The sequence below is a fragment of the Paracoccus sp. MKU1 genome, from assembly GCF_001447385.1.
In the GTDB taxonomy this organism is placed as follows: Bacteria; Pseudomonadota; Alphaproteobacteria; order Rhodobacterales; family Rhodobacteraceae; genus Paracoccus.
On record NZ_LLWQ01000163.1, the window covers coordinates 76,712 to 102,246 of the forward strand.

General features: G+C 69.8%; 26 protein-coding genes, 1 tRNA gene, 1 pseudogene and 1 riboswitch. Of the genes and pseudogenes, 22 read left to right on the top strand and 6 right to left on the bottom strand.

Annotated elements, in window-relative coordinates; all coding sequences use genetic code 11:
• Positions 1-4: 4 nt before the first annotated feature.
• On the bottom strand, positions 5-1,060 hold the full coding sequence (locus AQY21_RS12825) for a quinoprotein relay system zinc metallohydrolase 2 (protein WP_058098039.1): 1,056 nt from the start codon (positions 1,058-1,060) through the stop codon (positions 5-7).
• Between the two features lie 139 nt (positions 1,061-1,199).
• Here AQY21_RS12825 and pqqA point away from each other — a divergent pair, with 139 nt between their 5' ends.
• The 6 genes from pqqA to AQY21_RS12855 all read left to right on the top strand — a co-directional run bounded on the left by pqqA (position 1,200) and on the right by AQY21_RS12855 (position 5,245).
• The gene (gene pqqA, locus AQY21_RS12830; RefSeq protein WP_024843519.1) at positions 1,200-1,292 is read left to right on the top strand and encodes a pyrroloquinoline quinone precursor peptide PqqA; all 93 of its coding nucleotides are present in this window, start codon (positions 1,200-1,202) and stop codon (positions 1,290-1,292) included.
• Between the two features lie 66 nt (positions 1,293-1,358).
• Positions 1,359-2,249 (top strand): pyrroloquinoline quinone biosynthesis protein PqqB, encoded by an 891-nt coding sequence (pqqB, locus tag AQY21_RS12835; RefSeq protein WP_058098040.1) that lies wholly within the window; start codon positions 1,359-1,361, stop codon positions 2,247-2,249.
• Positions 2,246-3,040: a pyrroloquinoline-quinone synthase PqqC gene (pqqC, locus tag AQY21_RS12840; RefSeq protein WP_058098041.1), complete on the top strand. Its 795-nt coding sequence runs from the start codon at positions 2,246-2,248 to the stop codon at positions 3,038-3,040. Before pqqB ends, pqqC begins: the two co-directional genes overlap by 4 nt.
• Complete coding sequence (gene pqqD, locus AQY21_RS12845) at positions 3,037-3,345, top strand: pyrroloquinoline quinone biosynthesis peptide chaperone PqqD (RefSeq protein WP_058098042.1); 309 nt, start codon at positions 3,037-3,039, stop codon at positions 3,343-3,345. Before pqqC ends, pqqD begins: the two co-directional genes overlap by 4 nt.
• The gene (pqqE, locus tag AQY21_RS12850) at positions 3,342-4,478 is read left to right on the top strand and encodes a pyrroloquinoline quinone biosynthesis protein PqqE (protein ID WP_058098043.1); all 1,137 of its coding nucleotides are present in this window, start codon (positions 3,342-3,344) and stop codon (positions 4,476-4,478) included. Before pqqD ends, pqqE begins: the two co-directional genes overlap by 4 nt.
• The gene (locus tag AQY21_RS12855; RefSeq protein WP_058098044.1) at positions 4,475-5,245 is read left to right on the top strand and encodes a quinoprotein dehydrogenase-associated SoxYZ-like carrier; all 771 of its coding nucleotides are present in this window, start codon (positions 4,475-4,477) and stop codon (positions 5,243-5,245) included. Before pqqE ends, AQY21_RS12855 begins: the two co-directional genes overlap by 4 nt.
• Here the strand turns inward: AQY21_RS12855 and AQY21_RS12860 are convergent.
• From AQY21_RS12860 to AQY21_RS12870, 3 genes are read right to left on the bottom strand one after another with little or no spacing between them, the layout of a single operon-like run.
• Positions 5,233-5,823 (bottom strand): ATP-binding cassette domain-containing protein, encoded by a 591-nt coding sequence (locus AQY21_RS12860; protein ID WP_058098045.1) that lies wholly within the window; start codon positions 5,821-5,823, stop codon positions 5,233-5,235. The genes AQY21_RS12855 and AQY21_RS12860 overlap by 13 nt on opposite strands.
• Complete coding sequence (locus AQY21_RS12865; protein WP_058098046.1) at positions 5,813-6,595, bottom strand: ABC transporter permease; 783 nt, start codon at positions 6,593-6,595, stop codon at positions 5,813-5,815. Before AQY21_RS12865 ends, AQY21_RS12860 begins: the two co-directional genes overlap by 11 nt.
• A gap of 7 nt (positions 6,596-6,602) precedes the next feature.
• Positions 6,603-7,592 (bottom strand): ABC transporter substrate-binding protein, encoded by a 990-nt coding sequence (locus AQY21_RS12870; protein WP_058098047.1) that lies wholly within the window; start codon positions 7,590-7,592, stop codon positions 6,603-6,605.
• A gap of 191 nt (positions 7,593-7,783) precedes the next feature.
• Here AQY21_RS12870 and AQY21_RS12875 point away from each other — a divergent pair, with 191 nt between their 5' ends.
• The 10 genes from AQY21_RS12875 to AQY21_RS12920 all read left to right on the top strand — a co-directional run bounded on the left by AQY21_RS12875 (position 7,784) and on the right by AQY21_RS12920 (position 17,819).
• Positions 7,784-8,494 (top strand): response regulator transcription factor, encoded by a 711-nt coding sequence (locus tag AQY21_RS12875; protein ID WP_058098048.1) that lies wholly within the window; start codon positions 7,784-7,786, stop codon positions 8,492-8,494.
• Positions 8,491-9,672, top strand: a complete 1,182-nt coding sequence (locus AQY21_RS12880) for an FIST N-terminal domain-containing protein (protein ID WP_058098049.1) — start codon at positions 8,491-8,493, stop codon at positions 9,670-9,672. Before AQY21_RS12875 ends, AQY21_RS12880 begins: the two co-directional genes overlap by 4 nt.
• A 3-nt stretch (positions 9,673-9,675) precedes the next feature.
• Entirely contained in the window at positions 9,676-11,001 is a 1,326-nt protein-coding gene (locus AQY21_RS12885; protein WP_058098050.1) for a hybrid sensor histidine kinase/response regulator, read from the top strand.
• A gap of 84 nt (positions 11,002-11,085) precedes the next feature.
• Positions 11,086-11,697: a hypothetical protein gene (locus tag AQY21_RS12890; protein WP_058098065.1), complete on the top strand. Its 612-nt coding sequence runs from the start codon at positions 11,086-11,088 to the stop codon at positions 11,695-11,697.
• A complete protein-coding gene (locus AQY21_RS12895; RefSeq protein WP_058098051.1) occupies positions 11,694-12,032 on the top strand; it encodes a hypothetical protein in 339 nt (112 codons plus the stop codon). Before AQY21_RS12890 ends, AQY21_RS12895 begins: the two co-directional genes overlap by 4 nt.
• A gap of 58 nt (positions 12,033-12,090) precedes the next feature.
• Positions 12,091-12,873 carry an SDR family oxidoreductase gene (locus AQY21_RS12900; RefSeq protein WP_058098052.1) on the top strand — a complete coding sequence of 261 codons (783 nt, stop codon included), beginning with the start codon at positions 12,091-12,093 and terminating at the stop codon, positions 12,871-12,873.
• Positions 12,874-12,927: 54 nt separating this feature from the next.
• Positions 12,928-13,016: riboswitch (glycine riboswitch) on the top strand.
• A gap of 132 nt (positions 13,017-13,148) precedes the next feature.
• A complete protein-coding gene (gene gcvT, locus AQY21_RS12905) occupies positions 13,149-14,261 on the top strand; it encodes a glycine cleavage system aminomethyltransferase GcvT (RefSeq protein WP_058098066.1) in 1,113 nt (370 codons plus the stop codon).
• A gap of 10 nt (positions 14,262-14,271) precedes the next feature.
• Entirely contained in the window at positions 14,272-14,628 is a 357-nt protein-coding gene (gene gcvH, locus AQY21_RS12910) for a glycine cleavage system protein GcvH (RefSeq protein ID WP_058098053.1), read from the top strand.
• 157 nt (positions 14,629-14,785) lie between these two features.
• Entirely contained in the window at positions 14,786-17,614 is a 2,829-nt protein-coding gene (gene gcvP / locus AQY21_RS12915; protein ID WP_058098054.1) for an aminomethyl-transferring glycine dehydrogenase, read from the top strand.
• A gap of 129 nt (positions 17,615-17,743) precedes the next feature.
• A tRNA-Ala gene (locus tag AQY21_RS12920) sits at positions 17,744-17,819 on the top strand.
• A gap of 276 nt (positions 17,820-18,095) precedes the next feature.
• On the opposite strand, the gene AQY21_RS12925 is transcribed toward AQY21_RS12920, so the two are convergent.
• Complete coding sequence (locus AQY21_RS12925) at positions 18,096-20,348, bottom strand: heavy metal translocating P-type ATPase (protein WP_058098055.1); 2,253 nt, start codon at positions 20,346-20,348, stop codon at positions 18,096-18,098.
• An 88-nt stretch (positions 20,349-20,436) separates the two neighbouring features.
• Here AQY21_RS12925 and AQY21_RS12930 point away from each other — a divergent pair, with 88 nt between their 5' ends.
• The 5 genes from AQY21_RS12930 to AQY21_RS12950 all read left to right on the top strand — a co-directional run bounded on the left by AQY21_RS12930 (position 20,437) and on the right by AQY21_RS12950 (position 23,288).
• The gene (locus AQY21_RS12930) at positions 20,437-20,877 is read left to right on the top strand and encodes a helix-turn-helix domain-containing protein (protein ID WP_058098056.1); all 441 of its coding nucleotides are present in this window, start codon (positions 20,437-20,439) and stop codon (positions 20,875-20,877) included.
• A gap of 69 nt (positions 20,878-20,946) precedes the next feature.
• Positions 20,947-21,576 carry a CDP-diacylglycerol--glycerol-3-phosphate 3-phosphatidyltransferase gene (gene pgsA, locus AQY21_RS12935; RefSeq protein ID WP_058098057.1) on the top strand — a complete coding sequence of 210 codons (630 nt, stop codon included), beginning with the start codon at positions 20,947-20,949 and terminating at the stop codon, positions 21,574-21,576.
• Positions 21,566-21,817, top strand: a complete 252-nt coding sequence (gene moaD, locus AQY21_RS12940) for a molybdopterin converting factor subunit 1 (protein WP_058098058.1) — start codon at positions 21,566-21,568, stop codon at positions 21,815-21,817. Before pgsA ends, moaD begins: the two co-directional genes overlap by 11 nt.
• Before the next feature lies 1 nt (position 21,818).
• Positions 21,819-22,259: a molybdenum cofactor biosynthesis protein MoaE gene (locus tag AQY21_RS12945; protein WP_058098059.1), complete on the top strand. Its 441-nt coding sequence runs from the start codon at positions 21,819-21,821 to the stop codon at positions 22,257-22,259.
• 72 nt (positions 22,260-22,331) lie between these two features.
• Complete coding sequence (locus tag AQY21_RS12950) at positions 22,332-23,288, top strand: acetyl-CoA carboxylase carboxyltransferase subunit alpha (RefSeq protein WP_058098060.1); 957 nt, start codon at positions 22,332-22,334, stop codon at positions 23,286-23,288.
• 130 nt (positions 23,289-23,418) lie between these two features.
• On the opposite strand, the gene AQY21_RS12955 is transcribed toward AQY21_RS12950, so the two are convergent.
• Positions 23,419-24,687 carry a 4-aminobutyrate--2-oxoglutarate transaminase gene (locus AQY21_RS12955; protein ID WP_058098061.1) on the bottom strand — a complete coding sequence of 423 codons (1,269 nt, stop codon included), beginning with the start codon at positions 24,685-24,687 and terminating at the stop codon, positions 23,419-23,421.
• 103 nt (positions 24,688-24,790) lie between these two features.
• Between AQY21_RS12955 and AQY21_RS12960 the strand changes: the two are divergent.
• Positions 24,791-25,507 (top strand): annotated as a pseudogene (locus AQY21_RS12960) (rhomboid family intramembrane serine protease).
• Positions 25,508-25,535 lie beyond the last annotated feature (28 nt).

The following is a 25,535-nucleotide window of genomic DNA, read 5'->3' on the forward strand; positions in this document are numbered from 1 at the left end:
CAATCTATTCCCATTCCAGCTGCGCATAGGCCGCGGCGGCGTTGCGCGCGGTGGTGCCCCGGAAATCCGCCCAGCCCTCCGAGACGGGCTGCATCGCCGCGACGATGGCCGGGATCGCCTGCGACAGCGGCAGGCCGGCGCCGATCGCCTTGCGCGTCGCGTCGCGCAGCGCGGTCAGGTAGTGGCGCTGGGGCGTCACGGCCTCGTCCCAGCTTTCCACGACCGGGCCATGGCCGGGCACGATCAGCGCCGGCTCGGGGTCGGGCTTCTGCCCGGTCCAGTCGAGCCAGCCCGCAAGCGAACCGTCAAGCGAGGGCGTCAGCCCCAGGAACACCAGGTCGCCGGTGAACAGCGTGGCGGTCTCCTCGTCCAGCACGGTCATGTCGGTGCCGGTATGGGCCGAGGGAACCGGCGTCAGCCGCAACTGCCGGTCGCCCAGCAACAGCGCCTGCGGGGCCTCGACGGTCTGGTCCACGGCGGCGATCCTGGTGCCGGCAAAGGCCGCCTCGCCGATCTGGCGGGGGGTCGAGATCATCCAGCTTTCCGCCCGCCGCGCGACCGCCTCGGGCAGGCGGGCATCGGCGACGATGGTGGCGCCGGCTTCGGAAAACACCTCGGCGCCCAGGATGTGGTCGGGATGCATATGGGTCAGGATCAGGTGGCTGACCGGCTTGTCGGTGATCTGCCGGATCGCGGCGTAAAGCGCCTCGCCCTCGGCCCGGCTGCCGCCGGCGTCGATCACCGCCACCGTCTCGCCGATGACGAAGGACAGGTTGGCGATCCGCCCGCGATTCTGCGGCGAGATCTGCGCCATCGCCCCCTGGTGCATATGCACGCCCGGCGCCGCCTCCTGCACGGTCAGCGCGGGCAGTTCGGCGGTCTCGACGCAGCGCGGCCGGTCGCCGGTCAGCTCGGGATGCCGGGCCAGCCAGTCGCGGGCGATGGGCGCGGCGCGCGCCTGGCAATCCTCGCGCGTGGGGGCGTCGCCGGCAGGCAGCAGGCGGGGCTGGCAGGTGGCGGGCTGGGCCGCCAGGCAGGCGGCAAGGACCAGATGGAACATCCGCTTTCCTTTCGCGCCGCAAAGCTAACACAAGCCCGCGACTGGCGCCATCTACGACCTTTGGCGTGTTGACTGACCGCCCAAGCGGCTTAGCATCGAAACAGCCGTATTCATGCGGTGGCCTTGAGGAGGAGGACACATGGCCTGGACAAAACCCGCGCCGAAGGAAATCGCCTGCGGCATGGAAATCAATATGTATGCCCCGGCCGAGGACGAGCCGGTTCTGTTCTAACCCGCCGGCGATATTCCCCGGCCCGGTCCCCGGCCGACGGGGGCCGGGCCTGCCGGAGCCTTTCCCATGCGTATCGTGATTCTCGGCAGCGGCGCTGGCGGCGGCGTGCCGCAATGGAACTGTGGTTGCCGCAACTGCGAGGCCGCGCGCGCAGGGCGCATTCCCGCCATGAGCCAAAGCGGGATCGCCGTTTCCGCGAATGGCCGGGACTGGGCGCTGGTCAATGCCTCGCCCGACCTGCGCCAGCAACTGGCCGCGACGCCGGCGCTGCGGCCCGGGGGGCTGCGCGGCTCTCCGATCCGCTCGGTTCTGGTGACCAACGGCGATATCGACCATGTCGCCGGCCTGCTGACGCTGCGCGAGGGGCAGGGGTTCGACCTGTTCGCCACGCCCGCCATCCATGGCGTTCTGGCCGCCAATCCGATGCTTGCCGCGCTCGACCCCCGGCTGGTCGCCCGGCGCGAGGTGGTGCTGGAGGAAAGCTTCGAACTGGCGCCCGGCCTTGCCGCGCGGCTTTTCGCCGTCCCGGGCAAGGTGCCGCTCTACATGGAGGGCGAGCGGGTCGAGACCGACCTGATGGGCGAGCAGACCGTGGGCGTCGAACTGGCCGGGCAGGGCCGGCGGGTGTTCTATATCCCCGGCTGCGCCTCGGTCCCCGACTGGCTGCGCGAGCGGATCTCGGGCGCGGATGCGCTGCTGTTCGACGGCACGCTGTGGACGGATGACGAAATGGTCCGCGCCGGCCTTGGCGCCAAGACCGGGCGGCGCATGGGTCATGTGCCGGTCTCCGGCCCCGGCGGCAGCCTGGAGGGGCTGCGCGACCTGGCGCTCGGCGCCCGCATCTATGTGCACCTGAACAATTCGAATCCATTGGTCGATCCCGCCAGCCCCGAGCGCGCGATGGCGCAGGCGGCAGGCTGGCAGATCGGCCATGACGGTATGGAGATCGCGCCATGAAACTTGCCGACCACCGCGCGCAATCCCGCGCCGAGTTCCACGAGCGCCTGCGCCGCATCGGCGCCGAACGCTATCACGACCGCCACCCGTTCCACAAACGCCTGCATGGCGGGAAATGCACGCCGGACGAGGTGCGGGCCTGGGTCATCAACCGCTGGCAATACCAGTCGCGCATCCCGATGAAGGACGCGGCCTTCCTGTCGCGGGTCGAGGATCCGCAGCTGCGCCGCATCTGGCGTAGCCGCATCGAGGATCACGACGGCGGCGTCGATCAGGGCGGCGGCATCCGGCGCTGGCTGGCGCTGGCCGGTGCCGTGGGCCTCGACCCCGATTACGTCGCCAGCGGCGTGGGGGTGATGCCGGCGACCCGCTTTGCCGTCGATGCCTATGTCCGCTTCGTGCGCGACATGCCGCTGCTCGATGCCGTGGCCGCCAGCCTGACCGAGATGTTCGCGCCCAAGATCCATGCCGAGCGCATCGAGGGCCTGCTGAAGCATTACGATTTCGCCGACGATGCCAGCCTCGCCTATTTCCGCAATCGGCTGAGCGAGGCGCCCAAGGATGTGGAATTCGGCCTGAACTATGTGCTGGACCATGCCGACACGCTGGAAAGGCAGGACGCGGCGGCGGCGGCGCTGGTGTTCAAGACCGACGTGCTCTGGGCGCAGCTCGACGCGCTGTGGCATGGCTATGTCGAGGGCAACATACCCCCCGGCGCCTGGCGGCCGGGCGAGGGGCTGCTGGCATCGGCCATCCCCGAGCCGGCCCCCGAGGCGGCCCCGGTCCCATGACCCGGGCGCGCATCAACGGCGCTGCGGTGCCCTATCTGCCGCGCGGGGTGCGGCTGCACGACGACCGCGTGCGCGGCATCCGCGTGCTGCTGGCGCCCGAGCGGGTGATCCAGCTCGATCCGGTGGGCCATGCCATCCTGTCGGAACTGGACGGCAAGCGCAGTCTGGCCGAGGTGATCCTGACGCTCTGCACCCGCTACGAAGCGCCGCCCGAGCAGATCGAGGGCGATGTGCAGGACTTCCTGCGCGACCTGATGGACCGGCGCATGGTGTTTCTGGACGGCGAAGCCGGGAGGCCGGCATGAGAGACGATCCAGCCCCCCGCGACATAGACGGCAACCCGGTCCGCGTCGGCCTGCCCATGGCGATGCTGGCGGAACTGACGCATCGCTGCCCGCTGGCCTGTCCCTATTGCTCGAACCCGGTCGAGCTGACCCGCGCCAGCGCCGAGCTGAAGGCGGCGGAATGGGCCGATGTGTTCCGGCAGGCCGCCGATCTGGGCGTGTTGCAGGTGCATCTGTCGGGCGGCGAGCCCGCCTCGCGCCGCGACCTGGCCGAGATCGCCGCCGCGGCCCGCGATGCCGGGCTTTACGTCAACCTCATCACCTCGGGGATCGGGCTGACCGAGGCGCGGCTGCGCGAACTGGACGGCGCGGTCGATCACGTCCAGCTGTCCCTGCAAGGCATCGACGCCGAGATGGCCGACTGGATCAGCGGCTATGGCGGCAGCTTTGCCCGCAAGATGCAGGTCGCGGAATGGGTCCGCGCCATCGGCTTTCCGCTGACGCTGAACGCGGTGGTGCATCGCCAGAACCTCGACCGCCTGCCCGAGATGATCGAACTGGCCGAGCAGTTGGGCTGCCGGCGCATCGAGGTCGCGACCGTGCAGTTCCACGGCTGGGCCGACCTGAACCGCCGGCCGCTGATGCCGACGCAGGCCCAGGCGACCCGCGCGCGCGAGGTCGTGGACGAGGCGCGCCGGCGCCTGCAAGGCCGCATGGTCATCGACTATGTGCCCGCCGATCATCTGGCGGCCTTTCCGAAAAGCTGCATGGGCGGCTGGGGCTCGACCGGGCTGAACGTGGCGCCGGACGGCACCGTGCTGCCCTGCCACGCCGCCCAGACCATCAAGGGCCTGGCGTTCGAGAATGTGCGCGATGTGCCCCTGGCCCGGATCTGGCACGACGGCGCCGCCTTCAACGCCTTTCGCGGCACCGGCTGGATGCCCGAGCCCTGCGCCTCCTGCGAGCGGCGCGAGATCGATTTCGGCGGCTGCCGTTGCCAGGCCATGGCGCTGGCCGGCGATGCCCGGGCCACCGATCCGGTCTGCTCGCGCTCGGCCCTGCATGCCCGGCTGCGCGCCGCGGCCGAGGCCGAGGCGGCCAGCGATTCGACCGTGCTGGTCTATCGCCGCATGACACGGGAGAAGCGGGGATGAGACTGGCTTGCCTGCTTTTCGCCTTGATGCTGACCCCGGCGGCCCTGGCGGGCGAGGTGGCGAATCCCATGCAGCCCTCGGCCCTTTGGGACGACATGCGGCTGGCGGTGATCGGCACGGATGACGAGCCGCCGGTCGATCCGGCGATCTTCGACCTCGACGCGCCGCCGCGGGCCGACAATCCGGCGCTGGTGCCGGTGCGCATCACCCAGCCGCCCGGCGCGCCGGCGATCCGCTCGCTCGCGCTGGTGGTGGACGGCAACCCGGCGCCGGTCGCGGCCGAGTTCACCTTTGGCGCGGCGCTGATGCCGCTGGATTTCGAGGTGCGGGTGCGGGTGGACAGCTATTCCGACCTGCGCGCCATCGCCACGCTGGAGGATGGGCGCAAGGTCATGGCCGGGCGCTTCGTCAAGGCTTCGGGCGGCTGCGCGGCGCCGGCGGGCAAGAGCATGGACGAGGTGCGCGCCACCATGGGCGAGATGCGCTTCCGCCAGTCCGAAGGGGACGGGCGCCGGATCGGCACGCTGATGATCCGGCACCCGAATTTCTCGGGCCTGCAACGCGATCAGGTGACGCTGCTGACCATCCCGGCCGAGTTCATCCAGACGCTGGAGGTGAAGCAGGGCGAGGCGCCGCTGTTCACCATGGAGGCCGGGATCTCGATCTCCGAGGATCCGGTGTTCCGCTTTGCCCATGCGCCGGGTGTGGGGCCGGTGACGGTCCATGCCGAGGATACCGAGGGCCGGGCCTGGGATCAGTCCTTCTGAAGCCGCGCCGGATCGCCGGTCAGGTGCAGGGCGCGGGCCTTCAGCGCCGCGGCCTCGGCCGGGTCATGCGTGACCAGCACCAGCCCGGCACCGCTGCGGCCCAGCAGCGCGTCGGTCAGCGCCAGCATGCGCGCCGCCGTATCGGCATCCAGCGAGGCGAAGGGTTCGTCCATCAGCAGGATGTCCGGCCCGGCGGCAAAGGCGCGGGCCAGCGCCAGCCGCCGCTGCTGGCCCAGCGAAAGCTGGCGCGGGAATTTCGTCTCATGCCCCGCCAGCCCGACCTGCGCCAGCCAGTTCCGCGCCGTCGCCGCATCGCAGCCGGTCGGGATGGCGATGTTGCCGACCGCGTCGCGCCAGGGCAGCAGCACCGGCTCCTGAAACACCACGGCCAGGCGGTCGGCACCCTCCAGCCGGCCGCGATAATCCGTGTCGAGCCCGGCCAGGATGCGCAGCAGCGTCGATTTCCCGATGCCCGAGGGGCCGAGGATCGCCAGCCGCTCGCCCCGCTCGACCGAGAGCGCCAGCGCCTCCAGCACCTGCCGGGGGCCGAAGGACTTGGCCTCCAGCTCAAGCCGCATCCTGCCTCCAGCGGTTGGCGCGGCTCTCCCAGGGCCGCAGCAGGAACAGGTCGATGGCCAGCATGACCGCGACGAAGGCCAGCGCCCAGGCCAGCACCCCGGTCACGTCGAAGCTGGAGAACAGCAGGTGGATCTTGAAGCCGACGCCGTTCGAGCGGCCGAGGAACTCGACCACCAGCACGATCTTCCAGATCAGCGAGATCCCGGCCCGCGCCGAGGCGGCGATATGCGGCGCGAGTTGCGGCAGCACGACATGGCGCAGCCGCGTCAGGGGCGCCATGCGAAAGGCGCGGGCCATGTCGTCCAGGTCCGGGCGCAGCGCCCGCGTGCCCTCGCGGATCATCACCACCACCACCGGGATCTTGTTCAGCGCCACGGCGAGGATGGCGGCGGTCTCGTTCAGCCCGATCCAGATGTAGCACAGCACGATCACCACCAGCGCCGGCACGTTCAGCAGGATGATGAGGCCGGGGTTGAGCCATTGGTCGGCCCCGCGGCTGCGGCCCATCCACAGCCCCAGCGCCATGCCCGCCGCCATGGCCAGCGCAAAGCTGGCGACGACGCGGAACAGGGTCATGCCGGCGTTGAACCACAGCTCCCCGGTCGCGGCAAGGCGCATGATGCGCGCCGCCACGTCCCAGGGCGCGGGCAGGGTCTGCGGCCGGTCGGTGAGCTGCGAGGCCAGGGTCCAGATCAGCAGCATCGCCAGGATCGACAGCACCCCGGGCACGAGGCCCGGGCGCGGCGACGGGGACTTGGGGGCTTTGGTCAAGGCGGCGTTACTCCGGCCACCAGAACAGGCCTTCGGGCAGGGTGGCAAGGCCGCCGGTCAGTTCCGCGCCGCCGAGTTCCGCCATGGTCGCGAACATCTTCTGCGCGTTTGCGGCATCGACCGGGCCGGGGGCGGGAATGCCGGCGCGCCAGCCGGCCTTCAGCGCCTGGAACTCGGCATCGTCCCCGGCCTCCATGATCGGGCGCAGCTCGTCCCAGGCGGCATCGTCACTGGCCAGCAGCTCCTTGGCGGCGCGGGATGCGCGCGCCAGGCCCTCGGCCAGCGCCGGATTGGCCGCGATCCAGTCGTCGCGCAGCACATAGCCCAAGAGCGGCGTCGAGGGATCGAGTCCCAGATCGCCGGCCGCCGTCTCGACCGAGAGCAGCTCGCGCATGCCGCGTGCCTTCATCTTGGCCTGGAAGTGCCAGAAGTTGATCGCGGCATCGACCTCGCCGGTCTCGGCGGCATTCAGGATCATCGGCGGGGCGCCGAAGACCTGCTGCGTCACATCGGCCAGGTCCTCGCCCAGCTTCTCGCGCGACCAGGCGCGCAGGATCAGCCAGCTCTTGTCGACCGGGCCGCCGGCGATGCCGATCTTCCTGCCGCGAAGGTCGGCGAGCGACTGCGCCGGGCTGCCCTCGCGCACCATCACGCCGCCCACGGCGGTGGAATAGGGCAGGAAGCGGAAACCGGTGCCGCGCGCCCGCTGCTGTGCCACCCACAACCAGTCCGAGACGATGGTATCGACCTCTCCCCCCTGCATGGCGACCTGGGTGGCGGGGTTGCCGGCCAGGATCATCGGTTGCAGCCGAAAGCCGTTGGCGATGTCGAAGCCGCGCCGGCGGATCGTCTCGATTTCCCAGTTGACGGTGCCGTTCTCCAGCGTGCCGACGCGGATCGCCGGGGGCTGGGCCGGGCCTTGCGCATGAACGGGCAGCGCCAGCCCGGCCAGGGCGGCGACCCCGGCCAGCAGGGTGATTCTGCGGCTGAACGGCATGGTGGTTTCCCCCTTGGATGCGCTCAAACTGCCATGTGCCCATATTTCGGCCAATACAACCGAAGTCGTAACCCGAAACCGGCTTTGCGGTCCAATGGGCTTGCGCCGGCGGGTGGCGGTCTTAAGATGGATGGGTAAAGGCCGGCGCGCCAAGGCCCCGGCCCCCCTGTCGTTTCTTTGGGAGGAGAACGATGGCCTCAGCCGAAATGCAGTCGCAGGACCGCGCCGCATCGCCAAGGCTTTCCGCTGACCGCGTCCGCGAGATCCTGATCGTGGACGACCATCCGCTGATGTGCGACGCGCTGGCCCTGACGCTGAAGATCAGCTTCGGGCTCAGGAACGTGCGCACCGCCCGCAGCCTTGCCGCCGCGCAAGAGCAGATCCGCAACCAGGGCGCCCCAGATGCGGTGATCCTGGACCTGAACCTGCCCGATGCCAAGGGCGCCGAGGGGTTGGTGACGCTGCGCCGCCAGATCCCGGACGTGCCGATCACCATGATCTCGGCCGATCTGGAAAACGCCATGATCTCGGCCGCGATGGCGGCCGGGGCGCAGGGCTATATCAGCAAGTCGCTGGGCCGCGAGGCGCTGGTGGACAGCCTGCGCCGCATGTGGGAGGGCGAGCGGGTGACGCCCGACAGCTACCAGCCCGAACATGCCGGCGAAGAGGATGCGGCCCGGGCCGAACTGGCCCGCCGCTTCGCCACGCTGACGCCGCAGCAGATGAAGATCCTGCGGCTGATCTGCCAGGGCAAGGCGAACAAGGAGATCAGCTACGAGCTCTCGATCGCCGAGGCGACGGTCAAGACCCACATCACCGCGATCATGTCCAAGATCAACGCCCGCCGCCGCACCCAGGCGGTGCTGCTGGCCAATAGCGTCAGGCTGTTCGAACCCGCATGAGCGCCGCGTCGCCCGAACCCTGGCCCGGCGCGCGGTCCGGGGCGCGGCCGGTGGTGCTGCCGCCCGCGCCCATCGCCGTCTCGGTGCCCGCCGCCGGCGCCGAGACCGCCCGGCGCATTGCCGCGGCGATGGCCCCCTTGCAGCCGGCGCTGGTGCTGCTGTTTGGCATGCCGGCCGAGGGGCTGCCCACGCTGGGCGCCGCGTTGCGCGAGCTGCTGGGCCAGGGCTGCCGGGTCGTCGGCTGTTCCTCGGTGGGCGAGATCGGCCCCGGCGGCTATTGCGCCGAGACGGTGACGGCGCTGGGATTCCCTGCGGCCAGCTTCCGGGTCGGGGTCTGCGTGCTGCGCGACCAGGCGCTGGTGCCGGTGTCGGAATGGATGTCCACGCTGCGCCGCTTTCACGCCGATTTCCGGCCCGACCTGCGGCGGTCCAGCTTCGGCGTGCTGCTGGCCGATGCGCTGGCCCGGCAGGAGGACGTGCTGACCGCGACGCTGGACGCGGCGATCCCCGGCCTGCCGATCGTCGGCGGCTCCAGCGCCGAGGGCATGCGCTTCGAGCCGACTTGCCAGATGCTCGATGGCGTGGCCCATCCCGGTGCGGCGCTGTTTCTGCTGGTCGAGACCGATCTGGCGGCGGCCGAGGTGTCCTTTTCGCATTTCAGCCCGACCGACCGGCGCGCGGTGGTGACTGCCGCCGACCGGCACAACCGCATCATCATGGAACTGAACGGCGAGCCGGCGGCCCAGGAATATGCCCGGTTGGCCGGCATTCCGGTCGATGCGCTGACGCCGACGGAATTCGCCCGCCATCCCTTGCTGCTTCGCACCGGGCGGCGCCATCATGTCCGCGCGATCCGCGCCATCACCCCCGAGGGCGGCTTGCAGCTGCTTTCCGGGATCGAGGCCGGCAACATCCTGACGCTGGGCCGGGCGATGGACATGATGCGCGGCTTTGCCGAGGCGCTGGACGCGCTGCCGCGGCCGCCGCTGATGGTGCTGGGCTTCGACTGCGTGCTGCGGCGGCTGGCGCTGGAGCGCGCCGGCATGGACGGGCAGATGTCGGAACTGCTGGCGCGTTACCGCGTCGCCGGCTTCAACACCTATGGCGAGCAGCACAGCGGCATGCATGTCAATCAGACCTTCGTCGGCATGGCCTTGATGCCGCCCGAACCCGGCTGAGCCATGTTCCTGCGCGACGACGATCCCCCCGCCCGGCGGGTCGAAAAGCTGACGCGCATCGCCGATGTGCTGGTCGAGCGCATCGACCGGCTGGAGGAAAGCCGCGGCTCGGCCTGGTCCATGTTCCAGGCCGCCGTGGCGCTGGAGCAGGAGGTGCAGGCCCGCACCCGCGAACTGGAACAGGCCCTGGCCGACCTGTCCGAGCGCAACCGCGAGCTGGCCGTCGCCCGCGCCTCGGCCGAGGAGGCGAACCGCTCCAAGACCCGCTTCCTGCGTGCGGCGAGCCACGACCTCTTGCAGCCCCTGTCGGCGGCCAAGCTGTTCCTGTCGGCGCTGAAGGACACCGCGCTCGATCCCTTGCAGCGCGAGCTGACCGACCGCCTGTCGGGGGCCTTCGAGTCGGTCGAGGAGTTGATGCATGCGGTGCTGGACATCTCGCGGCTGGACAGCCAGCGCATCGAGTTCCAGCGCAAGCCCGTCGATCTGGGCGAGCTGTTCCGCCGCCTCGCCATCGAATACGCGCCCATGGCCGAGGCCAAGGAGCTGCGGCTGAGCTTTGCACCGACCTCGGCCGTGGTGGAAAGCGACCCCACCTTTCTGCGGCGGATCGCGCAGAACCTGGTCTCCAATGCCATCAAGTATACCGACCGCGGCGGCGTGCTGGTCGGCGTGCGCAAGCGCGGCGAGCGGGCCTGGCTGGAGATCTATGACACCGGCATCGGCATCGCCGCCGCCGACCGCGCCCGCATCTTCGACGAGTTCCAGCGCATCGGCCGCGAGGGCGGCGCGCCCGGCATGGGGCTGGGCCTGTCCATCGTGCGCCGCGCCTGCGCCAAGCTGGGCCATCCCATCGCCATGGATAGCGAGCCGGGGCGCGGCACCGTCTTTCGCGTCAGCCTGCCGCTGGTGGCGCCGGGGGCCGAGACCGCCCGGTCCGAAGGGGCCGGCCAGGGTTCGCATCTGCGCGGTCGGGTGGCGCTGGTGGTCGAGAACGACGACGCCATGCGCCGCGCCCTGCAACTGGTGCTTCAGGACCGGCTGGGGATGGTGGCCCGCGTCTCGGGCGGCATTGCCGAGGCGCTGGCGCAGATGGGCGACGAGCCGCCCGACGTGGTGATCGCCGACTACAACCTCGACAACGGCGATACCGGCTTGCAGGCCATCGCCGCCTTGCGCGAGGCTGCGGGGCAGGTGGTGCCGGCCATCGTGGTCTCGGCCCGGCGCGCGCCGGAACTGGGCGGCGCCTGCCAGAGGATGGGCGTGCCGGTGCTGGAAAAACCCGTGCACCCCGAGGATCTGCAAGCCATGTTGCAGCAGATGCTGGCCTAAGACCAAAGCAGGAGACAGGGGGCGGCGGGCTTTCGCGCTGGCCCTGGCGGGGGCAGGGTCGCAAACAGGGAGGGAATGACCGGGATGAAAGTCTTGCGAGGGCTCGCACTGATCGGACTGCTGGCCTCGCCGCTTTGGGCGGGCGAGGCGGGCGATCTGGTCTTTGCCGAGCGCGGTCCCTGGGACCTGTCGCAGGGGCCGCTGGTCTGGACGCTGCGCCAGACCGGCCCCGAGGTCGAGGGCTTCGCGCCCATGAGCGAGGGCACCGTTTCGCTTGCCGCTGCCGACCCCGCGGACGGCCAGCCGGCGCTGGAGCTGACCGAGGAGACGGCGCGCAGCAAACGCAGGATCGGTCCCTTCCCGGTCTCGGGCGGCGATCCGGCGCTGATCTTCTTTCTGGAAACCACCGCCCGGGACATGGCGGCGCTGACCGGGGGCAGCCCGTTCTATATCCGCAACCGGCTGAAGGATGCGCTGTTCCGCGACGGCGAGGTGCGGCGCGAGGGCACGGCGACCGTCGCCGTCTTCGCGCCCTTCCGCGAAGACCAGAACCGCGAGCGCATGTTCGGCTTCGACACGCTGGAGCTGCGCTTCACCCTGGGCGATCCGAAGCGGCCGATCCGGCGCATGCTGGCCGAGACCGGCCCGCTGGCCGGCGGGCGGCCGGCCTATCACAGCGAGATGGTGTTGAAATGATCCGGGCAATCCTGACGGCAGCCCTGACGCTTTCGGCCGGCATGGCCGAGGCGCAGGCGGTGAACGACTATCCGACCAACGCGCGGGCGGACTATGTCTTCGTCTGCATGGCGACGAACGGCCAGACCCGCGAGATGCTGGACAGGTGCAGCTGCGCCATCGACCAGATCGCCGAGATCCTGCCCTATGACGATTACGTCAGGGCCGAGACGGTGCTGGCCATGCGCCAGACCGCCGGCGAGCGGGCGGGCATCTTCCGCCAGGGCATCGCCGTCAACGACATCGTTGCCAACTTCCGCCGCGCCGAGGCCGAGGCCGAGATCCTCTGCTTCTGAACTGGACAATCCACGCGCCCCGCGCTTCCTTGGCGGCAAAGCTGAACAGGAGAAAGCCATGGATCTGGGGATCAGGGGCAAGCGGGGCCTTGTCTGCGCCGCGTCGAAGGGCTTGGGCCGGGCCTGCGCCGAGGCGTTGGCCGAGGCCGGGGTCGATCTGGTCATCAACGCCCGCGGCGCCGAGGCGCTGGAGGCCGCGGCGCAGGAGATCGCGGCGCGGCACGGGGTGGCGGTCACGCCGGTCGCCGCCGACATCACCACCGAGGAAGGCCGCGCCGCCGTGCTCGACGCGCTGGGCGGGCGGGCCGACATCCTGATCAACAATGCCGGCGGCCCGCCGCCCGGCAGCTGGACCGACTGGTCGCGCGAGGATTTCATCAGGGCCATCGACGCCAACATGCTGACCGCCGTCGCGCTGATGCAGGCGCTGGTGCCCGGCATGATGGAACGCGGCTGGGGCAGGGTGGTCAACATCACCTCGCAATCCGTGCGCTCGCCCATCGCGGTGCTGGGCCTGTCGAATACCGCCCGCGCCGGGCTGACCGGCTTTGTCGCCGGCATGTCGCGGCAGGTGGCGCCGCATGGCGTGGTGGTGAACAACTTGCTGCCCGGCATCCATGCCACCGACCGCGCCGAGAGCCTCGATTCGGCGGTGGCCAAGGCCGAGGGCATCGGCTTGGACGAGGCCCGCCGCCGCCGCGAGGCGACCATCCCGACCCGCAGCTATGGCCGGCCCGAGGATTTCGGCGCCGCCTGCGCCTTTCTGTGCAGCCAGCAGGCGCGGTTCATGGTCGGGCAGAACGTCCTGCTGGACGGGGGCGCGCTGAACGTCTCGATCTGAAAGACCGGGCGGCAGAAGGCTCTTGCCAGAATCCTGCCGCCCGGCTACGACGAAAGGCGGAAATCGGGAGACATTGGCGCAAGCCAGGGCCGAAGGAGCAACCGCCCCGGGAATCTCTCAGGCAAAGGGACCGTTTTCCAATGTACGCTCTGGAGAGAGGCGGCAGGTGCCGTCCGCCGAAGGGATAACGATCTCAGGCGCCCCCGTTTCGGGGTAGGGACAGAGGGGGCATCTAACCGGGCGGGATCGATCCGTCCGCAAGACAGGGGATGCCCATGGCCGAGCTTCGGCGCACGATGCTATACGACCTGCACCTTTCGCGCGGCGCGAAGATGGTGCCCTTTGCCGGCTGGGAAATGCCGGTGCAATATCCGATGGGCGTGCTGAACGAGCACCTGCATACCCGCAGCCATGCCGGGCTGTTCGATGTCAGCCACATGGGCCAGGTGATCCTGCGCGGGCCGGGCGCGGCCGAGGCGCTGGAGGGGCTGGTGCCCGCCGATATCGTCGGGCTGGCCGAGGGCCGGCAGCGTTACGGCCTGTTCACCAATGACGCGGGCGGCATCCTCGACGACCTGATGATCGCCAACAAGGGCGACCACCTGCTGCTGGTGGTGAACGCCGCCTGCGCCGAACAGGACATCGCCCATCTGCGCCAGCTGGAGGCGCGCGGGATTTCGGTCGAGCCGGTGACGGATCGCGGCTTGCTGGCGCTGCAAGGCCCCGAGGCCGAGGCGGTGCTGGCGCGGCTGGTTCCCGGCGTGGCGGCGATGCGCTTCATGGACGTGGCCGAGTTCGACTGGCAGGGCGCCACGCTCTGGCTCAGCCGCTCGGGCTATACCGGCGAGGACGGGTTCGAGATTTCCGTGCCCGGGGACCGGGTGGTCGCCTTTGCCGAGGCGCTGCTGGCCGAGCCCGAGGTCGCGCCCATCGGGCTGGGCGCCCGCGACAGCCTGCGGCTGGAGGCGGGGATGCCGCTCTACGGCCATGACATGGACGGCTCGACCCTGCCCGGCGAGGCGGGGCTGGGCTGGTCGATCCCCAAGGCGCGGCGCGCCGGCGGTGCGCGGGCGGGCGGTTTCCCGGGCGCCGATCCCATCTTGAGGGAACTGGCCGCAGGTCCCGTCCGCAGCCGCATGGGCCTGCGTCCCGAGGGCCGTGCCCCGATCCGCGAGGGGGTCGAGATCTTTGACGCGGCCGAGGGCGGCACGGCGATCGGCACGGTCTGCTCGGGTGGCTTCGGCCCCTCGGTCGGCGGGCCGGTCGCCATGGCGATCCTGCCCGCCGGGCTTGCCCCCGGCGCGACCCTCTGGGCCGAGCTGCGCGGCAAGCGCATTCCGGTGGCCGTCACCCCGCTTCCCTTCCACAACCCGAGCTATAAGCGCTGAGAGGCAAGGCATGCTGAAATACACCGAAGACCACGAATGGCTGAAACAGGACGGCGACGAGATCGTCGTCGGCATCACCGCCCATGCCAGCGAGCAGCTGGGCGATGTCGTCTTCATCGAGCTGCCCGAGGTCGGGCGGGAGGTCGAGGCGGGCGAGGAGATCGTGGTGATCGAATCGGTCAAGGCGGCCTCGGATATCGTGGCCCCGGTTGCCGGCGTCATCACCGCCGTCAACGAGGCGCTGCCCGACGCGCCCGGCGCGGTGAACGAGGATCCGCTGGCGGCCTGGTTCTTTCGCATCAAGCCGGCCTCGGCCGATCTGTCCGGCTTCATGGACGAGGCGGGTTATCAGGCGCTGATCGGCTAAGGCTGCCGGGCCCTTGGGCCCGGCGGAAGCCGGGGGCTGTCTGCCCCCGGACCCCCGAGAGTATTTGGAAAACGGCGAAAGGCAGGGCGGGGGCGTTCCCGGCCCGTGCGATCCCGAAGGCAATGCTTGTGAACATTCTGACGCATTGAGGCCAGTGATGGGTAAATGGACCCCGACCGATTATAATCCCGACGATTTCGCCAATCGCCGCCACATCGGGCCTTCTCCGGCCGAGATGGCGGCGATGCTGAAGGTCGTGGGCGCCGAAACGCTGGAGGAGCTGATCGGCCAGACCGTCCCGGCGAGCATCCGGCAATCCGAGCCGCTGGACTGGCCGGCGCTGTCCGAGGCGGCGCTGCTGCAACGCATGCGCGAGGTGGCGGCGAAGAACCAGGTCATGACCAGCCTGATCGGGCAGGGCTATTACGGCACGGTGACGCCGCCGGCGATCCAGCGCAATATTCTTGAGAACCCGGCCTGGTATACCGCCTATACCCCCTATCAGCCCGAGATCGCCCAGGGCCGGCTGGAGGCGCTGCTGAACTTCCAGACCATGGTCGCCGATCTGACCGGGCTGCCGGTGGCCAATGCTTCGCTGCTGGACGAGGCGACCGCCGCCGCCGAGGCCATGGCCATGGCGCAGCGCGCGGCGAAGTCCAAGGCCCGCGCCTTCTTCGTCAGCGAGAACCTGCATCCGCAGACCGTCGCCGTGATCGAGACCCGCGCCGCGCCCTTGGGCATCGAGATCGTCCGCGGCCGGCAATGCGATCCCGCGCAGGTCTTCGGCGCCATCTTCCAGTATCCGGGCACATTCGGCGAGATTCGCGATTATTCGGCCGAGATCGCGGCGCTGCATGCGGCGGGCGCGGTGGCGATCATGGCCACCGATCTGCTGGCGCTTTGCGTGCTGAAGGAGCCGGGCGCCATGGGCGCCGACATCGCCATCGGCTCGGCGCAGCGTTTCGGGGTGCCCATGGGCTATGGCGGGCCGCATGCCGGCTTCATGGCCTGCCGCGACGAGATGAAGCGCGCCATGCCGGGGCGGATCGTCGGTGTCTCGATCGATGCCAAGGGCAACCGGGCCTATCGGCTGTCGCTGCAAACCCGCGAGCAGCATATCCGCCGCGAGAAGGCGACCTCGAACGTCTGCACCGCCCAGGCGCTGCTGGCGGTGATGGCGAGCTTCTATGCCGTGTTCCACGGGCCGGTGGGATTGCGCGCCATTGCCCAGCGAGTGCATCTGAACGCGGTTACCCTGGCCGAGGCCTTGCGCGCCGCCGGGGCCGAGGTGCAGCCCGAGGCCTTCTTCGACACCATCACCGTGCGGGTGGGCGTGGGGCAGGCGGGCATCCTGGCCGCCGCCCGGCATCGCGGCATCAACCTGCGCAAGGTCGGGCGCGACCGCGTCGGCATCTCGGTTGACGAGACCACGGATGCGGATGTGATCGCCCGGGTGTTGGACGCTTTCGGCATCACCGATCCGGCCGCGCCGGCCAAGGTGCCGGCGATCCCCGAGGCGCTGATCCGCGAAAGCGACTACCTGAGCCATCCGGTCTTTCACATGAACCGGGCGGAATCCGAGATGATGCGCTATATGCGCCGCCTCTCGGATCGCGACCTGGCGCTGGACCGGGCGATGATCCCGCTGGGCTCCTGCACGATGAAGCTGAACGCGGCGGCCGAGATGATGCCGATCACCTGGCCGGAATTCGGCGCGCTGCATCCCTTTGCGCCCGAGGACCAGGCGGCCGGCTATCATGAGGTCTTTGCCGACCTGACCGAGAAGCTGTGCGCGATCACCGGCTATGATGCGTTTTCCTTGCAGCCGAACAGCGGCGCGCAGGGGGAATATGCGGGCCTGCTGACCATCGCCGCCTATCACAAGTCGCGCGGCGAGGATCGTGACATCTGCCTGATCCCGGTGTCCGCCCATGGCACCAACCCGGCCAGCGCGCAGATGGCGGGGATGAAGGTCGTGGTGGTGAAATCGGCGCCGAACGGCGATATCGACCTGGAGGATTTCGCCGACAAGGCCGCGAAGGCCGGGGACAGGCTGGCGGCGGTGATGATCACCTATCCCTCGACCCATGGCGTCTTCGAGGACACCGTGCGCGAGGTCTGCCGCATCGCCCACGAGCATGGCGGTCAGGTCTATATCGACGGCGCCAACATGAACGCCCTGGTCGGCCTGGTGAGGCCGGGCGAGATCGGCGGCGATGTCAGCCACCTGAACCTGCACAAGACCTTTGCCATCCCGCATGGCGGCGGCGGGCCGGGCATGGGGCCGATCGGGGTCAAGGCGCATCTGGCGCCCTTCCTGCCCGCCGACCCGCGCGAGGGCTCGGGGGCGGTCTCGGCGGCGCCCTGGGGCTCGGCCTCGATCCTGCTGATCTCCTGGGCCTATATCCTGATGATGGGCGGCGCGGGGCTGACGCAGGCGACACGCGTCGCGATCCTGAACGCGAACTATATCGCCAGCCGCCTGGCCGGGGCCTATCCGGTGCTGTTCATGGGCAATCGCGGCCGGGTGGCGCATGAATGCATCCTGGACACCCGGCCGTTCCAGGAGCATGGCGTGACCGTGGACGATATCGCCAAGCGGCTGATCGACAACGGCTTCCATGCCCCCACGATGAGCTGGCCGGTCGCCGGCACGCTGATGGTCGAGCCGACCGAATCGGAAACAAAGGCCGAGATCGACCGGCTGATCACCGCTTTCCTCGCCATCCGCGACGAGATCACCGAGATCGCCGAGGGCCGGATCGACGCCGAGGCTTCGCCCCTGCGTCATGCGCCGCATACGGTCGAGGATCTGGTTGCCGACTGGGACCGCGCCTATTCGCGCGAGCAGGGCTGTTTCCCGCCGGGCGCCTTCCGGGTGGACAAATACTGGCCTCCGGTCGGACGGGTGGACAATGCCTATGGCGACCGCAACCTGGTCTGCACCTGCCCGCCGCTCGAGGAATACGCCGAGGCGGCCGAGTAGGCCGCGCTTTGCCCCGCCGCAATTGCGGCGGGGGTTTTTCTGCGCGCGGATGCGGTTGCAGAAAGCTGTGGTTTCGGGCCTTGCGGCCCCTTGACAAGCCCCGGCGGTTCAGCGAGATAGCACGCCGATGGGGCCGTAGCTCAGTTGGTAGAGCGCATCGTTCGCAATGATGAGGCCAGGGGTTCGATTCCCCTCGGCTCCACCAATTAAATCACAAAAAACGGTTGAACTTCGGGGCGCTTCGGCACCGGATTGAGGCTGGTTGGCGTTGGCCCATTGCCCGGATCCCATGGCCGATGCCGTACACGCGCCGCGCCGGGCGCATTGGGATCGCGGCTTGGCCTCGGGGCAGGGGAGAGGGCGTTGGCCATCTGCCCGCCCGTTGGTGTCGTGTCTGCATGGCGGACCGGGCACCCGTCATCCGGTTTCGCCCGTGGCGCAGATGGGCGGCCAGTCGGCAGAAGGCACCGCCAGCGTCTCCTCAGCCCACCCTTTCCGGATCGTGCCGTAGCAGCCGCAAAGCGTTGAGGGTGACCAGCACCGTGGCTCCGGTATCGGCCAGGATGGCGATCCAAAGGCCGGTGACGCCCAGAACCGAAGTCACCAGGAACACCGCCTTCAGCCCCAGCGCGATGGCGACGTTCTGGCGGATATTGCCCATCGTGGCCCGCGCCAGCCCGATCAGCGCCGGCACATCCGACACCCGGTCGCGCAGGATCGCCGCGTCCGCCGTCTCCAGCGCCACGTCGGTGCCCGAGCCCATCGCCACCCCCACGCTTGCCTGCTTCAGCGCCGGGGCGTCGTTGATGCCGTCGCCGATCATCATGACGCCATCCCCGGCCATCTCGCGGATCGCGGCCAGCTTGTCCTCGGGCAGCATCCCGGCCCGGAAGCCGATCCCCAGCGCGCCGGCGACGGCCTCGGCGGTGCGCGGGTTGTCGCCGGTCAGCATGATCGGCTCGATGCCCATGGCCTTGAGCCGGCGCATCGCCCCGGCGGCATCGTCGCGCGGCTCGTCGCGCAGGGCGATCAGGCCCAGCGGCCGGCCCTCGTGAAAGACGGCGACCACCGTCATGCCCTGCGCCTCCAGCGACTCGGCCATGGCCGCGTCGTGAAGCCCGCCCAGCGTGGCGGCATGGCGGGGCGAGGCGACCCAGGCACGGCTCCCCTCCACCATGGCCTCGGCCCCCTTGCCCGGCAGGGCGCGGGTCTCGCGCGCCGGCAGCGGCGCGACGCCGGCCGCCTCGGCCCGGCGCAGGATGGCCTGGGCCAGCGGATGGCTCGACCCGGCCTCGATGCCCGAGGCCACCGCCAGCAGCCGGGCCTCGGTCACGCCGGGGGCGGGCAGGATCCGCACCACCGCAGGCCGGCCATGGGTCAGCGTGCCGGTCTTGTCGAAGGCCAGGCGCCGGATATCGGCCGCCGCCTCGATCACCGCGCCGCCCTTCATCAGCAGCCCGCGCCGCGCCCCTGCCGATAGGGCCGAGGCGATCGAGGCCGGGACCGAGATCACCAGCGCGCAGGGGCAGCCGATCAGCAGCAGCGCCAGACCGCGATACACCCAGGTGCCCCAGTCGGCGGCGAAGACCAGCGGCGGCACCAGCATCACCAGCGCCGCCACCGCCACGACGGCGGGCATGTACCAGCGGCTGAAGCGGTCGATGAAGCGTTCGGTAGGCGCGCGGGCCTCCTCGGCCTCCTCGACCAGCCGGATGATGCGGGCGATGGTGTTGTCGGCGGGCTCGCGGGTCACGCGGATGCGCAGCGCCGATTCGGCGCTGATCGAGCCGGCGAAGACCGGCTCGCCCGGGCCGCGGGTCCGGGGCAGGCTTTCGCCGGTCACCGGGCTTTCGTCCACCCCGCCAATGCCCTCGACGATCTCGCCATCGGCGGGGATGCGGTCGCCGGGGCGGACCAGCACCTGCTGGCCGATCTCCAGGCTGTCGGCGGCAACCTCTTGCGTCTTGCCGTTCACCTCCAGCAATGCGGTCTTGGGCACCAGATCGGCCAGCGCCCGGATGCCGTCGCGGGCCTTGCCGGCGGCGACGCCTTCCAGCACCTCGCCCACAGCGAACAGGAAGACGACCAGCGCCGCCTCCTCGGCCGCGCCGATGATGAGCGCGCCGATGGCGGCGATGGACATCAGCGCCTCGATGGTGAAGGGCTGGCCCATGCGCAGCGCCTGCCAGGCGCGTTTCGCCACCGGGGCGACGCCGATCAGGCAGGCGGCGAGAAAGGCCCAATAGCCCGCCTCGGCCGAGGTCAGCAGCTCGAAGCCCCAGGCCGTCGCCAGCAGCGCGCCGGTCAGGATCACCAGCCGGCCCTTGGCCGTCCGATGCCAGCCCTTGCCCTGCTCGGACGGGTGGTCATGCACATGGCCTGGCGCGCCGTGGCCTTCATGCCTGCCGCCATGGCCCTGTGCGTGCTGCGGTTCGGGGCCAGGCGCGGCCGCCGGCCCCGCCGGCGGGCCGGGCAGCACGAAGGGTTTCCTGCGCGGCGCCTCCTGTCCCCGGGGGGCGACGCCATAGCCCAGCCGGCGCACCAGGTCCTCGATTTCGTCGCTGCCGGTGGTGCCGGGCTCCAGCATCAGCGACAGCCGCTCGGCCATCAGCGCGACGCTGACCTTGCTGACGCCGGGCAGTCTTTCGACCGCCCGCGTCACCTTGGCGCCGCAGGACGCGCAATCCATGCCCGTCACCGTCCATTCGTGCCGTTGGGCCTGTTCTCCGCTCATCATCCTTCTCCTGCCCGGGTGGCGGGCCTTGTCCTTGATGATTCGGCAACCTAATTCCTCTAGCGACTGGAGCTTCAAGGGGTTTCTCATGTTCCCGATCGGCAGGCTGGCCAAGGCCACCGGCGTCAAGGTGCCGACCATCCGCTATTACGAGCAGATCGGCCTGTTGCCCGCGCCCGAGCGGACCGCGGGCAATCAGCGGCTTTACACGCAAGCCACGCTGGAGCGGCTGGCCTTCATCCGCCATGCCCGCGACCTGGGCTTTCCGCTGGAGGCGATCCGCGAGCTTCTGAGCCTGTCGGACGATCCCGCCCGCCCCTGTGCCGCCGCCGACGAGATCGCCCGGCGCCAGCTGGCGGCGGTCGAGGCCCGCATCGCCCGGCTGACGGTGCTGCGCGACGAGTTGCGGCGCATGCTGGACCATTGCGCCAGCGACACCATCGCCGCTTGCCGCGTCATCGAGGTGCTGGGCGATCACAGGCTTTGCGCCCATGACCATGGCGCGACCGAGGCGGACCACCCGACCTAGGCACGGGAATGCGATGCCGCTTGTCGGTCGCCTCTTTCCCCCGCCGTGCCGAAGCCCTAGATTGCGACCATGCGCTGGACCTTGCCCAATTCCCTGACCGTTCTGCGACTTGCGGCCGCGCCGCTGGTGCCGCTGATGTTCTTTTTCCTCAGCCGGCCCTTTGCCGATTTCGCGGCGCTGGCGCTGTTCCTGATCGCCGCCGTGACCGACTGGTTCGACGGCTACCTGGCCCGCGCCTGGGGGCAGGAAAGCCGCTTCGGCGCCGCCATGGACCCGATTGCCGACAAGGCCATGGTCATCATCGCCGTGGTGGTCATCACCGGCTATTCCGGGATGAATCCCTGGCTGATCCTGCCCGCCACCGTGATCCTGTTCCGCGAGGTCTTCGTCTCGGGCCTGCGCGAGTTCCTGGGCGACAAGGCCCGGCTGCTCAAGGTCACCAAGCTGGCCAAGTGGAAGACCACGGCGCAGATGGTGGCCATCGCCGTGCTTTTCCTGGGCACCGGCTTGAATTACTATGAGACCGGCCACCCGCCGCTGGTGGGCGAGACCAGCCTGCCCTGGTCCGACAGCTGGTCGGATCTGGCGACGCAGGCCGGGCTGGCGCTGATCTGGGTCGCGGCGGTGCTGACCGCGATCACCGGCTGGGACTATTTCGCCAAGGCCCGGCCCTTCCTGAGGGATGACCATGGCGCTTGACGTGCTGTATTTCGCTTGGCTGCGCGAACGCATCGGCCAGCCCCGCGAGCGGATCGAGACCGAGGCCGCGACCGTGCGCGACTTGGTCGCGCAGCTTGCCGCCATGGACGAATGGCATGCGGCGGCACTGGCGGACCTGTCGGCGGTGCGGGTCGCCGTCGATCAGGAACTCGCCGATCTGGACGCGCCGCTGGAGGGCGCGCGCGAGGTCGCCTTCTTCCCGCCGATGACCGGGGGCTGAGATGGCGGCCCGGGTCCAGAGCGCGCCCTTCGACCTGGCCGCCGAACTGGCCGGCTTCGGCGCGGGTTCCGGCGCGGTCGTCACCTTCACCGGCCTGGTGCGCGACGAAGGCGGCCGGCTGGTGGCGCTGGAGATCGAGCATTACCCCGGCATGACCGAAAAGGCGCTGCAAGCCTATGGCGAGCAGGCGGCGCAACGCTTTGCGCTGGACGGTTGGCGCATCGTGCATCGCCACGGCCGGCTGGCGGTGGGCGAGCCGATCATGATGGTGGCCACCGCCGCCCGCCATCGCGCGGCGGCCTTTCAGGCGGCGGAATACCTGATGGACTGGCTGAAATCCCGCGCCCCCTTCTGGAAGCGCGAGATCGGCCCCGACGGCGCCGGCGTCTGGGTCGATGCCCGCGCCGAGGACGAGGACGCGCTGTCGCGGTGGCAAGGCTGACGTTGCAATCCCGCCCTGCGGCGATCATATAGGGCGCGGACCAGACGACCGGATGACAGCGCGGAGCCTTGCATGACTTACCTGGAGTTCGAAAAGCCCCTTGCCGATCTTGAGGGCAAGGCCGAGGAACTGCGGGCATTGGCCCGAAAGGGCGAAGGCGTCGATCTGGAGAAGGAGGCGGCGGCCCTGGACCGCAAGGCCGAGGAAATGCTGCGCGACCTCTACAAGCAGCTCGATCCCTGGCGCAAGACGCAGGTCGCCCGCCACCCGGAACGGCCGCATTGCCGCGACTATATCGACGTGCTTTTCACCGAATACACCCCCCTCGCCGGCGACCGCGCCTTTGGCGAGGATCACGCGGTCATGGGCGGGCTGGCGCGGTTCAAGGACCAGCCCTGCGTGGTCATCGGCCATGAAAAGGGCAACGACACCAAGTCGCGCATCTTTCACAATTTCGGCATGGCCCGCCCCGAGGGCTATCGCAAGGCGATCCGGCTGATGGACATCGCCGACCGCTTCCGCCTGCCGGTGATCACCCTGGTCGACACGCCCGGCGCCTATCCCGGCAAGGGCGCCGAGGAACGCGGGCAGTCCGAGGCCATTGCCCGCTCGACCGAGAAATGCCTGCAAATCGGCGTGCCGCTGGTCTCGGTCATCATCGGCGAGGGCGGCTCGGGCGGCGCGGTGGCCTTTGCCACCGCCAATCGCATCGCCATGCTGGAGCATTCGATCTATTCGGTGATCTCGCCCGAGGGCTGCGCCTCGATCCTGTGGAAGGATGCCGAGAAGATGCGCGAGGCGGCGCATGCGCTGAAGCTGACCGCCCAGGACCTGAAGAAGCTGGACGTGATCGACCGCATCATTGCCGAGCCGGTAGGCGGCGCACAGCGCGCGCCGGCCGAGACCATCGCGGCGGTGGGCGAGGCGATCGCCGCCATGCTGGGCGAACTGGCCGGCAAAAAGCCGGCCGAGCTGATCAAGGACCGGCGGCAGAAATTCCTGGCCATGGGCGCGAAGGCGTTGGGCTGAGCGCCTGTCGCCCGGTCGCGGGAGTATTTGCGAAACGGTGAAAGGGCAGGTCCGGCCGAACTGGCCGAGGCCGCGATTTCTTCGTTGCCCAAATACCCATGCGACTGCCCTCAGAGGGCGGGGCCTTGGTTCAGGATCTGGCGGCCCGGATCGAATCCTCGAGGATGTCGAGGGCCTCGTCGAAGACGTCCTCCTGGATGGTCAGCGGCGCGAGGAAGCGTATCACGTTGCCATGCACGCCGCAGGTCAGCAGGATCAGCTTGCGCTTGAGCGCCTCCTCGCGGACGCGGTTGGCGAAATCGGGATTGGGCCTGTCGCTGCCGGCGATGTTGAATTCGACCGCGTTCATGAAGCCGGGGCCGCGGATATCGACGATCTCGGGCACCGAATCCGCAATGCCGGCCAGGCGCTGCTTGAGCCGCTGGCCGAGGCGGGTGGCGCGGTCGCAGAGGCCTTCGTCCGCGATCACGTCCAGCACCGCATGGGCGGCGGCGACGGCCAGCGGGTTGCCGGCATAGGTGCCGCCCAGGCCGCCCGGCGCCGGGCTGTCCATGACCTCGGCGCGGCCGGTCACGGCGCTGATCGGCAAGCCGCCGCCCAGCCCCTTGGCCATGGTGGTCAGGTCGGCCGCGGTGCCGTGATGCTCCATGGCGAACAGCTTGCCGGTGCGGGCGAAGCCGGTCTGCACCTCGTCGGCGATCAGCAGGATCGAATACTGGTCGCAGATCTGGCGCAGGCGCTGGATGAAGCCGGCCGGCGCCTCGTAGAAGCCGCCCTCGCCCTGCACCGGCTCGATGATGATGGCTGCGACCCGCGAGGGGTCGATATCGGCCTTGAACAGCCGGTCGAGCGCCGCCAGCGCGTCCTCGGCCGTGACGCCGTGCAGGGTGTTGGGGAAGGGCAGGTGCCAGATGTCGTTCATCATCGGTCCGAAGCCCGCCTTGTAGGGCTGGACCTTGCCGGTCAGCGACATGCCCAGGAAGGTGCGGCCGTGAAATCCGCCGGCGAAGGCGATGACGCCGGCGCGGCCGGTATGGTGGCGGGCGATCTTGACCGCGTTTTCCACCGCCTCGGCGCCGGTGGTGTAGAAGGCGGTCTTTCTCGGGCCGTCGCCGGGGACGAGCACGTTCAGCCGCTCGGCCAGGGCGACGTAATTCTCATAGGGCACGACCTGGTGACAGGTATGGGTGAAGCGGTCGAGCTGGTCCTTGACCGCCTGGATCACCCGCGGATGGCGATGGCCGGTATTGACCACGGCGATGCCGGCGGCGAAGTCGATGTAGCGGTTGCCGTCCTTGTCCCAGATCTCGGCATTCTCGGCGCGCTCGGCATAGACCTGCGTGGTCATGCCCACGCCGCGCGAGATGGCGGCATTCTTGCGGTCGGTCAGGCTGGTCATCTCGGGCCCCTCCTCGATGCGATTCGGAGCCGATGCTATACGCGGGTCGGCGATCCGAACAGGCCCGCTTGCGCGCGCCCATGCGATGCTTCAGGCTGAGGCCATGTTCCCGATCCGCGACCACAACCCCTCCGAGCGCACGCCCTATGTGACCCATGCGCTGATCCTGCTGAACGTGGCGATGTTCCTGATCACCATGCCCTGGGCGGGCGGGCAGGTCGAACTGTGGCACCGGCTGGCGCTCTATCCGGTGGCGATCGCGCATGGCGACTGGCTGTGGGGGCTGGTGACGCATATGTTCCTGCATGCCGGGATCATGCATATCGCCGGCAACATTCTGTTCCTGGGGGTGTTCGGCGACAATCTGGAGGATCAGATCGGCCGCCTCGGCTTTCTGGTCTTCTATCTTGCCTGCGGGCTCGCGGGGGCGCCGGGGCCGATCGCCACCGATCCGATGAGCGACATTCCCATGGTCGGCGCCTCGGGCGCGATCGCCGGGGTGATGGGTGGCTATCTGCTGATGTTCCCGCGCGCCCGCGTCGATGTGATCGCCATCATCATCGTCATCATCCGCCGCTTTACCATCCCGGCCTGGGTGCTGCTGCTGGCCTGGTTCGGCATCCAGCTTTTGTCGAGCGCCAGCATGCTGAATGACGGCGTGGCCTAAGGCGCCCCTCCCCCCTGCCTCGTCGCCGGGCACGTGCTGCCGGTGCCGGTCCTCCTGCGCCGGGCCGGGCCGGGTTTCTGGCGCCGCACCCATGGCCGGCCGCCGCATGCGCCGACCTATGCCCCCTCGCGCATCCCGCCGGTCCGGCGCTAGAGCCGGCCGCGGCTCATGTGACGCKTGC

What these genes read in the sequence shown, in the direction of transcription:
- AQY21_RS12870 (WP_058098047.1), bottom strand. Translation starts at nt 7,592, where the DNA reads ATGCCGTTCAGCCGCAGAATCACCCTGCTGGCCGGGGTCGCCGCCCTG.
- AQY21_RS12825 (WP_058098039.1), bottom strand. Translation starts at nt 1,060, where the DNA reads ATGTTCCATCTGGTCCTTGCCGCCTGCCTGGCGGCCCAGCCCGCCACC.
- pqqB (WP_058098040.1), top strand. Translation starts at nt 1,359, where the DNA reads ATGCGTATCGTGATTCTCGGCAGCGGCGCTGGCGGCGGCGTGCCGCAA.
- AQY21_RS12885 (WP_058098050.1), top strand. Translation starts at nt 9,676, where the DNA reads ATGTTCCTGCGCGACGACGATCCCCCCGCCCGGCGGGTCGAAAAGCTG.
- gcvH (WP_058098053.1), top strand. Translation starts at nt 14,272, where the DNA reads ATGCTGAAATACACCGAAGACCACGAATGGCTGAAACAGGACGGCGAC.
- AQY21_RS12890 (WP_058098065.1), top strand. Translation starts at nt 11,086, where the DNA reads ATGAAAGTCTTGCGAGGGCTCGCACTGATCGGACTGCTGGCCTCGCCG.
- AQY21_RS12955 (WP_058098061.1), bottom strand. Translation starts at nt 24,687, where the DNA reads ATGACCAGCCTGACCGACCGCAAGAATGCCGCCATCTCGCGCGGCGTG.
- AQY21_RS12945 (WP_058098059.1), top strand. Translation starts at nt 21,819, where the DNA reads ATGGCGGCCCGGGTCCAGAGCGCGCCCTTCGACCTGGCCGCCGAACTG.
- gcvP (WP_058098054.1), top strand. Translation starts at nt 14,786, where the DNA reads ATGGGTAAATGGACCCCGACCGATTATAATCCCGACGATTTCGCCAAT.
- AQY21_RS12930 (WP_058098056.1), top strand. Translation starts at nt 20,437, where the DNA reads ATGTTCCCGATCGGCAGGCTGGCCAAGGCCACCGGCGTCAAGGTGCCG.
- AQY21_RS12925 (WP_058098055.1), bottom strand. Translation starts at nt 20,348, where the DNA reads ATGAGCGGAGAACAGGCCCAACGGCACGAATGGACGGTGACGGGCATG.
- AQY21_RS12950 (WP_058098060.1), top strand. Translation starts at nt 22,332, where the DNA reads ATGACTTACCTGGAGTTCGAAAAGCCCCTTGCCGATCTTGAGGGCAAG.
- AQY21_RS12895 (WP_058098051.1), top strand. Translation starts at nt 11,694, where the DNA reads ATGATCCGGGCAATCCTGACGGCAGCCCTGACGCTTTCGGCCGGCATG.
- AQY21_RS12880 (WP_058098049.1), top strand. Translation starts at nt 8,491, where the DNA reads ATGAGCGCCGCGTCGCCCGAACCCTGGCCCGGCGCGCGGTCCGGGGCG.
- moaD (WP_058098058.1), top strand. Translation starts at nt 21,566, where the DNA reads ATGGCGCTTGACGTGCTGTATTTCGCTTGGCTGCGCGAACGCATCGGC.
- pqqD (WP_058098042.1), top strand. Translation starts at nt 3,037, where the DNA reads ATGACCCGGGCGCGCATCAACGGCGCTGCGGTGCCCTATCTGCCGCGC.
- pqqE (WP_058098043.1), top strand. Translation starts at nt 3,342, where the DNA reads ATGAGAGACGATCCAGCCCCCCGCGACATAGACGGCAACCCGGTCCGC.
- AQY21_RS12900 (WP_058098052.1), top strand. Translation starts at nt 12,091, where the DNA reads ATGGATCTGGGGATCAGGGGCAAGCGGGGCCTTGTCTGCGCCGCGTCG.
- pqqC (WP_058098041.1), top strand. Translation starts at nt 2,246, where the DNA reads ATGAAACTTGCCGACCACCGCGCGCAATCCCGCGCCGAGTTCCACGAG.
- AQY21_RS12860 (WP_058098045.1), bottom strand. Translation starts at nt 5,823, where the DNA reads ATGCGGCTTGAGCTGGAGGCCAAGTCCTTCGGCCCCCGGCAGGTGCTG.
- gcvT (WP_058098066.1), top strand. Translation starts at nt 13,149, where the DNA reads ATGGCCGAGCTTCGGCGCACGATGCTATACGACCTGCACCTTTCGCGC.
- pqqA (WP_024843519.1), top strand. Translation starts at nt 1,200, where the DNA reads ATGGCCTGGACAAAACCCGCGCCGAAGGAAATCGCCTGCGGCATGGAA.
- AQY21_RS12875 (WP_058098048.1), top strand. Translation starts at nt 7,784, where the DNA reads ATGGCCTCAGCCGAAATGCAGTCGCAGGACCGCGCCGCATCGCCAAGG.
- pgsA (WP_058098057.1), top strand. Translation starts at nt 20,947, where the DNA reads ATGCGCTGGACCTTGCCCAATTCCCTGACCGTTCTGCGACTTGCGGCC.
- AQY21_RS12855 (WP_058098044.1), top strand. Translation starts at nt 4,475, where the DNA reads ATGAGACTGGCTTGCCTGCTTTTCGCCTTGATGCTGACCCCGGCGGCC.